The 12444-nt window shown below is 63.8% G+C and carries 7 protein-coding genes and 1 pseudogene; 1 reads left to right on the forward strand and 7 read right to left on the reverse strand.

Annotated features, from left to right (window positions below; translation table 11 throughout):
* Positions 1–145 (forward strand): annotated as a pseudogene (locus ABS769_RS15670) (IS5-like element ISCARN85 family transposase); the annotation flags it as partial.
* A 44-nt stretch (positions 146–189) separates the two neighbouring features.
* Here the strand turns inward: ABS769_RS15670 and ABS769_RS15675 are convergent.
* From ABS769_RS15675 to ABS769_RS15705, 7 genes are all read right to left on the reverse strand, one after another.
* Entirely contained in the window at positions 190–915 is a 726-nt protein-coding gene (locus ABS769_RS15675; RefSeq protein WP_317062212.1) for an AraC family transcriptional regulator, read from the reverse strand.
* Between the two features lie 132 nt (positions 916–1047).
* Positions 1048–1515, reverse strand: coding sequence for a hypothetical protein (locus ABS769_RS15680; protein ID WP_317062213.1), 468 nt, complete (start codon positions 1513–1515; stop codon positions 1048–1050).
* Between the two features lie 322 nt (positions 1516–1837).
* Positions 1838–3958 (reverse strand): S9 family peptidase, encoded by a 2121-nt coding sequence (locus ABS769_RS15685; RefSeq protein WP_317062214.1) that lies wholly within the window; start codon positions 3956–3958, stop codon positions 1838–1840.
* Positions 3959–4313: 355 nt separating this feature from the next.
* Positions 4314–5159, reverse strand: coding sequence for a transporter (locus ABS769_RS15690; protein ID WP_430544169.1), 846 nt, complete (start codon positions 5157–5159; stop codon positions 4314–4316).
* Positions 5160–5705: 546 nt separating this feature from the next.
* Entirely contained in the window at positions 5706–7676 is a 1971-nt protein-coding gene (locus ABS769_RS15695) for an OPT family oligopeptide transporter (protein ID WP_317062215.1), read from the reverse strand.
* Between the two features lie 352 nt (positions 7677–8028).
* Positions 8029–8847, reverse strand: a complete 819-nt coding sequence (locus tag ABS769_RS15700; RefSeq protein ID WP_317062216.1) for an HDOD domain-containing protein — start codon at positions 8845–8847, stop codon at positions 8029–8031.
* Positions 8848–9194: 347 nt separating this feature from the next.
* The gene (locus ABS769_RS15705; RefSeq protein WP_317062217.1) at positions 9195–12443 is read right to left on the reverse strand and encodes an error-prone DNA polymerase; all 3249 of its coding nucleotides are present in this window, start codon (positions 12441–12443) and stop codon (positions 9195–9197) included.
* Between the last annotated feature and the right edge of the window lies 1 nt (position 12444).

Consider the following 12444-nt stretch of genomic DNA (forward strand, 5'->3'; position numbering starts at 1 on the left):
GTACAAGCGGCGCAACGAAGTAGAGAGACTGTTCCGTCGCTTGAAAGGCTACCGCCGGATTTTCTCGCGCTTCGACAAGCTGGATGTCATGTTCCTTGGATTCCTCAGCTTCGTCCTAGTCGTTGATGGGCTTCGGATGTGTTAACAGGCCCTAACTGCGCTACTGCGAATTCGTCTTATTAGGCAGCCCTAAGAAGTTCCGGCAGGAAACTGCGCAGCATTAGCCAGCGCGCGGTACTCGCGTGGCGTCATGCCGACCGCCAGCTTGAACTGCCTTGCGAAGGCGCTTTGATCGCTGAAACCGCAGGCATGCCCAATTTCGGTGAGGCTCTTGTTTCCGTGCAGCAGATGCATCGCCATCTGCAGGCGTAGTTTGGCCAGCACCTGTTGCGGGGTGAGCTGGAATACCTTGCGAAACGAGCGTTGCAGTTTGGACATCGAAAACCCGGTGATTTCCACCAGTGCCTGCATACGGACGTTCTGTGCGTAGTTGGCGTTGAGATACGCCAGCGCAAGCCGTAGCTTTTCGTACTGCGATTCATGCCCATCCTGAGGCCCCAGATCGCGCGAGATGCCGATGATGCCCTGTACCTTGCCGTCCACCAGCAGCGGACGTTTGCAGGTCAGGCACCAACCCGGTTCGCGGTTGGCGAACAGATGCAGCTCCAGCAAGTTGTCGATCACTGCGCCGGCCAGCACTTGCTCGTCCTGATTGGCGTAATTGGCGCCCAAGCCGCTGGGATAGACCTCGGCAACGCGCTTGCCGATCAACTCCTTGCGCGACTTCAGCCCCAGCCGCCGCAGCATGGTCTGGTTGACGTGGGTGTAGCGGCCCTCGCGATCCTTGACGAAGAACAGCACGTCCGGCACAGCATCGAACAGCGCTTCCAGATCGGCAGGATCGATGCTCTTCATGCAGGAGGATTCATGCAGGCCAATGGACTCGGGATCAGGAAAGACGCGACTGTGCTGCGCGCACCATCAGTGCACAGCGCAACGCACGCAGCGCCATGATACGCCGCGCGCCTGGGCTCTACGGAACCACGCTCAGCGCGGCGTGTCGGCCACGTTTGCCGCCGCCGGTGCGGCCTTGGTGTCCACGGCCGATGCCGTGGGATTGCCGATGCGATTCAACGGCACTTGCCGCGCTTGCCAGCTGCTCGCCACCGCCGCGCCGGCCTGCGACCCGACCTGCACGCGCAGCCGCGCACTCCCGCCGGGCGCAACGAATTCGACAACGCAATCGCCTGCGGCCATGCAGCTGTCGGCGGCCAGCGGGTCCACCGGCTGCCAGCCCTGCTCCATCACCGTCTGCGCGAACGCGCGGTAACCCATGCCGGACTTCAACGTGGCCGGCAACGGCACGCTCGGGTCGCTGGCAGTATCGCCACCGACGGCGACAGCACCATTCGCAGGCGCCGGCGCACGCACAGCCGCAGGCCGCGATGCGGCATGCAAGGCAGGACTACAAAGTAAAACGAGTGCCAACAACGAGGGGCGGAATAACGTGCGCATGCAAGCGGTCCTTGCGATCCTGGCAGGGAACTGAAGAAGTTAAAGAATCGCTATTTTGACATGGCTTGGATGCGCTGCGGCAGCCGTGGCCTGCCGACAGTTAACCGGCCTTCGGCCTCGAATGGGCTGCCGACCCGGGCCAAGCAGCCCCATTGACCCGACGGGGTTTCATCGACATGGCCGATCCGCAGTTTGGGCAAGGCCGGCTGCACCTGCGAATGGCGCAGACATTGCCGCTGCAGGATCGATCACGCCGACCGACCACAGGAGCCAGGCAGTGATTGCCCGGCACCCCGCACCAGGTGGGGTGCCGGGTGAAGCATCACTGGCCGATATGCTGCTTCAGCCAGCTGTTGACGGTGTCGTGCCACAGCACGCTGTTGTCCGGTTTGAGCACCAAGTGGTTCTCGTCCGGGAAATACAGGAACCTGGAGTCGATGCCCTTGCGCTGCAGCGCGGTGAACGCGGCCAGGCCCTGCTCGACCGGGATGCGGAAATCCTGCTGGCCGTGGATCACCAGCATCGGCACCTTCCACTTGTCCACGTGCAGCACCGGGTTGAACTTTTCGTAGCCGGCGGGGTTCTGCCATAGCGTGCCGCCGTTTTCCCATTCGCTGAACCACAATTCTTCGGTGGCGTAGCCCACCGTGCGGTTGTCGAACACACCACCGTGGTCGACCAGGCACTTCCATGGCTGATTCCAGTTGCCGGCCATCCAATAGACCATGTAGCCGCCGTAACTGGCACCCAGCGCGCAGGCCTTGTCACCGTTGAGGAAGCCGTACTGCTTCTGCGCAGCGGCCCAGCCCTTCTGCAGGTCTTCCAGTGGGCGGTCGCCCCAATGCTGGCTGATCGCGTCGGTGAATTCCTGGCCGTAACCGGTGGAGCCGTGGAAGTCGATCATCACCACCGCGTAGCCCTGCCCGGCGTAGGTCTGCGGATTCCAGCGGTTGCTCCAGCCATTGCCGAAGCTGCCCTGCGGCCCACCGTGGATCAGGAACGCCACCGGATAGGTCTTGCCTTCCTGATAGTTGTAGGGCTTGACCACGTAGCCATGCACGGTGTCGTTGTTCCAGCCCTTGAACTGGAACTGCTCGTAGTCGCCGAACTGCACATCGGGCAGCAGCTCGCCCGCGCTTTGGGTAATCGCACGCAGGCCCTGGCCTTGCACGTCGCTGACAAATACCTGATCGCCGCTCTTCAACGAATTGCGTGTAAACGCCAACGTGTTGCCGGCCAGCGTCGGCGCATGCACGCTGCCCTCGCCCACCAGCTTGGTCGCATCGCCGCTGGCAATATCGATCTTGAACAATGGGTGCTCGCCGAGGTCGTCGGCGCTGGTGTAGAGGCTGGCGCCGTCATCGCTCAACACGATCTCGCCGGCCGAGCGGTCCCATTTGGGCGCGATTTCGCGGCTCTTGCCGCTGGCGACATCCATCGCGATCAGGCCGAAGCGGTCGGCCTCGAAACCGGGGCGTTTCATTGCGCGGTAGTACAGCGTCTTGCCATCGCTGCTGAACACCGGGCCGGCATCCCAGGCCGGGTTGGACGCGGTCAGATTGACCGGTGCGGACTTGCCGGCCGCATCCAGCCGGTACAGGTCGAAGTTGGTCTGCCACGGCTCGTCGTTGCCGGTGGGCTTGCTGCCGGCCTTTGCATTCTTGCCTGCCTCAGGACCATGCGGCTGCGGCACGCGCACGCTGGCCACCACGCTGCTGCCATCGGGCGACCAGGTGTAATCGTCATTGCCGCCGAACGGCTTGGACGGCGCATCGCCGGCCAGCGTGGCGCTGATCGCCGAGGCACCGATCACGGCCTTGGCGCCTGCGGCAGGCAGGTCTGCGACGAACAGCGTGTTGCGGCGGCCGTCGTTCCAGGTGTCCCAATGCCGCACGAACAACTGGTCGTACACCACGCCGCTGGCCTTGGCGTTCTTGACGCTGGCGAGCTTGGTCTTGGTGCAACCCAGGTCCGAGCCGCAGTCCTGGAACACGCCGGCACTGAAGGCAATGCGCTTGCCATCGGGCGAGAGCTTGTAGCTGTCCACGTCCACCGCAAACGCGGTGAGTTGCTGCGGGGTGCCGCCGGTCAGCGGTTGCGCGTACAGCTGCTGGGTGCCGGATCTGCTGCTGAGGAAATACACCGTCTTGCCATCCGGCGACAGCGCCGGGCTGTTGACGTTCCAGCCTTCCGGAGTCAGCCGCTTGGGCGGCGCTGCATCGCGGGTCCGCAGGTTGCGCATCCACAGGCCGGTGGCCGGTTTGCCGTTGCTGCTCTTGGCCTGCCGCTTGGCAAATACCAGCACGCTGCCATCGGGGCTGAGCGTGGGTGCGGACACACGGTCCAACGCCACCATGTCGCGCACATCGAAACCGCGCGCGGCGGCAAGACTTGGCAAGGCGGCCAACAGACACAGGGGCAGCACGGCGTAACGAAGCTTCATCGGCAGTTCCCGCAACGGCAAAACGTCGATGGTAGGCGTTGCCGTGGCGAGCGCGCAAAGGCTTGCGGTTGGGTCTGCCTTTGTGGCCGTGTGTGCATACCGGGGCAGCTGGAAAAATGCGCAGCTGGCGATACGTGCAACGTGGACCGTGCTGCATTGAAGCAAACCTTGCAGCCGCATCGACATGGGCGCAGGTTGCAAACTGCGCAGCAGATGCAGGCGGTCGGTCGTCGATCGCCCTGTGCGTGCAGCGCGCAGCTGATGTGGTGCCGGTCAACCGGCACCACATAAAGTCTTATCGCACCGCTGCTACCCACGCGATTTTTATGTCGCAGTGATGCCCCGCTTCAACACATCAGAAGCGGTGCGACATCCCCACATACACCTGCGCGTCCGGGGTGCGGTCGTTGAGGCCGAAGTTGGCGCCCACATCCAGTTGCAACAGCGGATTGATCAGATACGCAGCAGCGATGTCGGCCGAATACTGTTCGATGGTTTCGGCGGGGTCGCGATTGATCGAGGACCACACTTCCACCGCCATCGACAACTTCGAGGTGAGCGGATGCGCCAGGTTGATCGCGTTGACGATGGCGACATGGTTGCCGCTGCCATCGCTGTCGGCCAGCCAATCCACCTCTGGCCCGAGGGTCAGCGAGAAGCTATTGGGCAACACGAAATTGATCGGCAATGCGACGCCGCCTTCCCACTCGTCGTTGCCCAAGCCGGTACGCGCAGTCGGTGCCTTGACGAACGGCAGCAGCGCCACGCTGGCGGTATCGCTCTCGTAGAAACGCGCCTTCATGCGCAAAAAGATATCGCCGCCGCCGCTCAGGCTGCTGCGTGCACCGGTCGCGCGATCGGTGGTCTTGACCTGCAGCTGCGGCGCCCAGTTGAGCTGCAGATCGATGCGGTCGCTGATGCCGTACTTGAGCGTGGGATTGGTGAAGTAGGAGGTTTCGATGCGCGTGCCGGGCTGGCTGTCGCGGGTGTAGCTGCCGATATCGGTTTCCAGCTGCCAGGCGCCGGTTGGCACGGTACAGGTGGAATTGGCCTTGGTCGGGCGGTCGGTACACAGCGCCGCCTCGCTGGCATCTTGTGCCTGTGCCTGTAGCGCCAGGCTGCACAGCACGCCGGTCAGTGCGATGGCCAACAACGGTGCGCGTGGTGCGCGGGTGGAGCGCTTGGAGATAGCAGTCAGCATTGCAGTGGTTCCATGGCAAGACGCTGGACAGATCGTGTGGAACGGTCAGCGTTAGGGAGGGGGAAATGCACGTGGAGGTAGAACGACTGCATGGCCGCCGACGGGCGACGTCCTGCCAATCGATCTTATAGGCGTCTTTGGGCCCCGTAGAGGCCAACCATGACAAAAGCGACCGCAACCGCAAGCCGATGTTGCACAGCGTGATGTGAGTAGCACTTTCACTGACATCCATCGCAGCGTTACGCGGTGCGAGAACCTGCGTCGCGGGGTGTCATCGGGATCGATCGAGGCATGCAGTAGCCGTGGTGCACCATCCGTGCGGGAGACGGCACGATACGGAGCAGCGGCATAAAGTCGCTATGCATGGCGCCTGCGTAGCGCGTAAAGCCAACGCAAAGACGACGGATGACCGAAGCGGCGCATCTCGCTGCGCGTGCGGCGCAGCGGCACCGGATCGCAACGCCACAACGAAAAACGGACACGCATCAGCGATGCGTGTCCGTCGGGATGAGGCGTGCAAGCGCATGCCTCAATGCTGCATCACGCTCAGGCGGTCTGTTCGCCGCGCTTGCCGACGCGATACAGCAGCCAGCCGACCAGGGCGAGGATCGCCAGGCCAAACCACTGGTTGAGCTGCAAGCTGGCAGGCAACGCCAGCACATCGGCGCGGCTGGACAGCACGATCGGCACCGCGATGGCGATCCCCATCAACGCCTCGCCGGTGATCAGGCCGGCGGCGAACAGCACGCCAGGGCGATGCACACGATCGCGGCCGTCTTCGTCGTCGGCGCGGATCTTGTGGAAGCGTTCCACCAGGTGCGCGATCAGGCCACCGATGAAGATCGGCACCATCAGTTCCAACGGCAGATAGATACCGATTGCCGCGGCCAGCACCGGCACGCGGAAGCGCTTGCCAGTTTTCTTCAGCCATTCGTCCAGCGCGATGATCGCCGCGCCCACGCCGGCACCGATGGCGATCATCGCCCACGGCAGCTCGCCGCCGAACAAGCCCTTGGCGACCGAGGCCATCAGCGTGGCCTGCGGTGCAGCGAGCGAGTTGGGATGCTGCGGGGTGGCCGGGCCGATGCCGTACGCCTGCGCCAACAGGTTCAGCACCGGCGCCATGATCAGCGCGCAGGAGAACGCACCGATGCCCAGCATCAGCTGCTGCTTCCATGGCGTGGCGCCGACTAGATAACCGGCTTTGAGATCCTGCAGATTGTCGCCGCCCACCGCCGCCGCGCAGCACACCACCGCACCGATCATGATCGCCGCCACCGCGCCCAGCGGCGCGCCGCCGATGCCGGCCGGCACCAGGCCGTCCTTGCCGAGCAGCAGCACCAGCACCGCCGAGGCGAACAGAATGGTGGAGATGGTGATGCCCGAAACAGGGTTGTTGGATGAGCCGATCAACCCGGCCAGATACCCGGACACCGACACGAACAGAAAGCCGGCCACGATCATGATGATGGTCATCGGGATCGACACGTGCCATTGCTGCACGATCGCCTGATACAGGCCCAGCAGCGGCAAGGTGCACAGCACCAACGCCACCAGCATCCACTTCATCGGCAGGTCGCGCTCGGTCTCGGCGACCACACCGCCACCGCTCTTGCGCGCGGCGGCGAAGCCGCTCTTGACCCCGGACAGCAGCGACTTGCGCAGCGAGAACAGCGTCCACACGCCACCGATCAACATCGCGCCGACGCCGAGATAACGGATCTTCGCGCCCCAGATGGCGAATGCCGCGTCCGCCGCCGGTGCGTTGATCAGGCTCTGCGCCAATGCCGGATCCGAGCCCATGAAGAACTGCTGATACAGCGGGATTGCGATATGCCAGGACAGGATCGCGCCAGACAACACCACGATGCCGACATTCAAGCCGACGATGTAGCCCACGCCCAGCAGCGCCGGCGACAGGTTGGTGCCCAGATACCCCACCAGCCGGCTGCTGCCGAGGTAGGTGGCCTGCGCCCAGGTGTCCGGGATCACCCGCAGGCCGCTGGCCGCAGCCAGCTTGACCAGCGCGCCGATGGCACCGGAGATGGCCAGGATCTTCAGGCCCGGGCCGGGGTTTGCACCGGCCTTGAGCACTTCGGCCGCGGCCTTGCCTTCGGGGAACGGCAGCGGGTCTTCGACGATCATCGAGCGCCGCAGCGGCACCGAGAACAGCACCCCGAGCAACCCGCCCATGCCGGCGATGCCAAGCACCCACCAGTATTTGAAGTCCGGCCAATAGCCCATGATCACCAGCGCGGGAATGGTGAAGATCACTCCCGCCGCGATCGACGACCCCGCCGAGGCACCGGTCTGGACGATGTTGTTTTCCAGGATGGTGCCGCCGCCGAGCAGGCGCAGCACTCCCATCGAGACGACCGCTGCCGGAATGGCGGTGGCGATGGTCAGGCCGGCAAACAGGCCCAGATAGGCATTGGCGGCCGAAAGCACCACCGCCAGCACGATGGACAACACGACGGCACGAAAGGTGAGCTGGCGCGGTTGCGCGTCATGGCTCATGGGCAGTTCCCCTGTGGCAAAAAATTCGGACCACGCTAGCGCCTGTGCGCAGTTCCGTCCAGCTGCGTCGCGGCGTGACAGTGTGCCTGTTATGGCGGGTGGAGTACGCGGGACGTTGCGCCGGGAGAGTCAGGAGCGCGCTGCACGATCGAATCGACCGCAACACGCGCCTGGCTTGCAAGACGCGTACTGCAGTGACTGGTGATTGCTTGCAAAAAGGACCACGTCTTGATCAGGCGAACGCGGCTGGCGATCGGCGGCGCATGGATCACTCGGATACCGGCGCGCTTGTGTTGCGTGCGCGCGCCGGTCTGATCGCAGTGCGTCTTACCGCATCACTGCAACTGCTCGCTCAACGCAGCGCTTCGGCAAACGCCAGGTAGGCCTCAATCACCTCCGGGAGCTCGGCGAACAACGCGTCCAGATCCACCGTGTCCATCAATGGCCCGCGCGCCGATTCCAGTGCCGCCGGGATGTCGCCGTCGTGCGCGCGCAGTGCGTCGGACACATGCACGGCCTGGGCAAGCAGCAGCGGCATCAACGCGCCTTCCGGTGCGGCGGCCGGGCGGACCTGATAGGCGATGGCTTGCTGGATCACCACAGGCAACTGCCAGCGACGCACCAGCTCGGCGCCCACTTCCGGGTAACCAAACCCCAACTGCAGGGTTTCTTCGGCCGCATGACCGGCAGAGGAGGTGTCGTGATTGATGCGGCTGGCGTATTCCGGCGCGCCGGACTGGATCAGCAACTCGCCGATGTTGTGCATCATGCCGCAGGTAAACGCGGTTTCCGGATCGAGCCCGTGCTGGCGCGCCAGCAAGCGGCAGATGCCGGCCACGCCGAAACTGTGCCGCCAGAAGGCGTTCAGATCGAAACTGGGGCCGGCATGAAACGCGCCGGTCATCGACGAGGCCAGCACCAACGTGCGCAGCGTGTTGAAGCCCAACCGCAGCGCCGCGTCTTCGACGCTGGTGGAATCGCGCAGGCCATGGAAGCGCGCCGAATTGGCCAGCCGCAACACCTTGGCGGCGATCACCGGATCGCGCTCGATGGTGTGCGCCAACACATCGATGTTGGTGTTCGGATCATCGAACTGACGAATCAGGTCCTGCGCCACCTTGGGCACCGTGGGCAAGGTATGCAACTGGTCAAACAAAACCTCCAACTTCATGATCGCCTCGTGGGAAAGGAATGGGTCAGCGCAACTGCGCCCGCCATGGTGTCGTACAGGCCGCTTGAAAGTCACTAGCCCGATGCATGCCCTGGCGTGACCACGCCATCGCCATCACTGGGCGCCAAGCCACAGCGCCATTGGATTTTGCGCGCCTGCGCAGGGCGCTGCGCGTCGCGCATGGAACACTGCAACGCCACAGCGAACACAGCGCCACGTGGCGATGCTGGCAGCTGGGCAATGTGGTCGAGGACGGCCACAACTGCGGATGATGGATGCCGATAGACCAGGTCTGGAATCGTGACCGTAATGCGATGCCGGTGTTGGTCGATTTTGCCGGCAAATACTCAATGAAAATCGCGCGAGGGCAGTTGCATTTCGCCGAGCAGCTCGCTGAGGTCGTACAGATCGCCGGCGATGAGATGCTCCACGCCGTCCACGCGTTCCCAGCGGCCGCGCACCGCCATCAGGCGCGATTCCAGCAGTGCGCGGCGGCGGCGTAGCGCCAGGTGCGACCAGACGATGACGTTGATCATGCCGTGTTCGTCTTCCAGGGTGACGAAGATAGTGCCCTTGGCAGTGGCCGGGCGCTGGCGCTGGGTGACCAGGCCGGCGACATGCACACCGCTGCCGTGGCTGCGGCCTTGTAGTTCACGCAGGCCCAGGATGCGTCGCTGCCGCATCTGCGGGCGCAGCAGCGCCATCGGGTGCTGGCGCAGGCTCAGGCCGACCGAGCGGTAATCGGCCAGGATGTCTTCGCCTGCGCGCGGCGCCTCAAATTCCACCGGGCGCTCTTCGGGGCTACCAGGCAGCAGCGGCCGCCGCGCTTCCACGCCGGCCATCGCCCAACGCGCGGCATTGCGATTTCCCACCATGCCTTGCAAGGCGCCGGCCTCGGCCAGGGCGAGGCGCGCTTTTTCGTCGAGTGCGGCGCGCAGGCACAGATCGCCGATATCGGCGAAGCCCCGTTGCGCGCGTGCGGCGACAATGCGCGTTGCCACCCCTTCCGATAATCCAGCGACCTGGCGCATGCCCAGACGGATCGCCGGTTGTTCGCCAGGGTCTTCGTCGCTACACCATGGCCGGCCACCGACCAGCGCGTTGTCCCAGACGCTATGCAGCACATCCACCGGCAACACCTCCACGCGCGCACGCTCAGGACTGCCGCGGCGCGCGTCCTGCACGATCTGGCTGGCCGAATAGAAGCCCATCGGCTGCGCATTGAGCAAGCCGCAGGCGAAGGCTGCAGGTTCGTGGCGTTTGAGCCAGCAGCTGGCGTAGACAAGTTTGGCGAACGAGGCGGCGTGGCTTTGCGGGAAGCCGTAGGAGCCGAAGCCTTTGATCTGCTCGAAGATCTGGTCGATGAAGGTGGAAGCGTAGCCTTTCTTTTCCATCAGCGCGCGAATGCGCACGCGATGCGATTCCATGTCGCCGCCACGACGCCAGGCCGCCATCGAGCGACGCAGCTTGTCGGCATCGTCGGGGTCGTAGCCGGCATGGATCACGAGTTCCATCACCTGTTCCTGGAACAGCGGAATGCCCAGGGTCGGCCCAAGAATCTTTTCCACGCCTTCGGATGGGTAACTGATCAGGCTCTTGTCTTTGCGACGCTGCAGATACGGATGCACCATGTCGCCCTGGATCGGACCTGGCCGCACGATCGCCACTTCGATCACCAGATCGTAGAACACTGCAGGTTTGAGCCGCGGCAGCATCGCCATCTGCGCGCGTGATTCGATCTGAAACACGCCCACCGTGTCGGCGCGCTGGATCATCTTGTAGGTGGCCTTATCCTCGTCCGGCAGGGTGGCCAATGCAAAATCGCGACCGCGCTGCCCGCGTACCAGATCCAGCGTCTTGCGAATGCATGTGAGCATACCCAAAGCCAGACAATCGACCTTGAGCAACCGCATCGTTTCCAGGTCGTCCTTGTCCCATTGGATGATGGTGCGATCGGCCATTGCCGCGTTTTCCACCGGCACCAGCATCGACAACGGTTCGTCGGAGATGACGAAGCCGCCGACATGCTGCGATAGATGGCGCGGGTGATCGCGCAGCTGTTCGGTCACTGCAAGAATCTTGTTGATCAGCGGGTTGGCCAAATCGAATCCCGCCTCTTCGATGCGCTGTTCCATCGGCGTTTCGCCATTGCCCCAGCCATAGCAATTGGCCAGCAGCGCAATCTGGTCCGGCGGCAGACCGAAGGCCTTGGCCACGTCGCGCACGGCGCTTTTGCCGCGATAGCAGATGACCGTGGCCGCCAGCGCGGCACGTTCACGACCGTACTTGTTATAGACGTATTGCAGCACTTCCTCGCGCCGTTCGTGTTCGAAATCGACGTCGATATCAGGTGGCTCGTTGCGTGCCTTGGACAAGAAGCGTGAAATCAGCAGCCGTGTCTTGAGTGGGTCCACGGAGGTGATGCTCAGCGCATAACACACTGCCGAATTGGCAGACGAGCCGCGCCCCTGACATAAGATGTGCTTGGAACGCGCATAACGCACCACGTCCTGCACGGTGAGAAAGAAGGCCTCGTACTTTTTGTATGCGATCAGCTCCAATTCTTTTTCGATGTCATCGCGTATCTTTTCTGGCACACCATCGGGCCACCGCTCACGCATCCCGTCCTCAGTGAGCTGCCGCAGATAACTCGCCGGCGTATGGCCTTCCGGCACCAGCTCTTTGGGATAGGTGTATTCAAGCTTGGAAATATCGAAGATGCAGCGCTGGGCCAGGTCCACCGTGGCCTGCAACAGCGCATCCGGATAGATATTGCCAAGGGCCCTGCGCGTGCGCAGATGGCGCTCGCCGTTGCGGAACAGGTGCGCGCCGCACTCGGCCAACGGCAAGCTGTGGCGGATGGCGGTCAAGGTGTCCTGCACGATGCGCTCGCGGCGCTGCGCCATATGCACATCGCCGCTGGCCAGTGCGGTCATGCCCAGCTGCTGCGCCAGTAACTGCAAGGCAAGCAACCGTGCGGCATCGTCCTGTTCGCGATGCAGTTCCACCGCCAGGAATACACGCTCGGCGAAGACCTGTTGCAACCAGGCACCCTGCTCGGCCTGCGGCTGCGCACCGGGCATCCACACCGCGAACACGCCGGGTGCGACATCGCGAAACTGCGCTTCCACCTCGGCACGCCCCAACCGATATGTGCCCTTGCTTGCTGCACGGCGCGCGGTGGTGATCAGCGCGCACAGTTGCGGATAACCATGCGCGTTTTCCACCAGCAGCACAAAGCGGGTGCCATCGACCAAAGTGAATTCGCTGCCGACGATCAAGCGTACGCCGGTGGCGCGCGAGGCTTCCAGCCCGCGCACGATGCCGGCCAGCGAACACTCGTCGGTGATCGCCAGGGCGCTGTAACCGCAGTGTTGCGCGCGCGCGAACAACTGCTCCGCGCTGGAGGCGCCGCGCAGGAACGAGAAATCCGACAGGCAATGCAGTTCGGCATACGCGGGCAGGCCATCGGCCACCGCCGCATGGGTGATGTCGTCATTGGCCGCACGCAAACGTGCAGCCACGTTCCAGGCGCGTGGCATGCGCCCGCCGGGCGTGTCGCGGTCAACACCGTCGACGGCGTCGTCCCAGCTCATG

It is taken from the genome of Xanthomonas hortorum (assembly GCF_040279205.1).
In the GTDB taxonomy this organism is placed as follows: Bacteria; Pseudomonadota; Gammaproteobacteria; order Xanthomonadales; family Xanthomonadaceae; genus Xanthomonas; species Xanthomonas hortorum_F.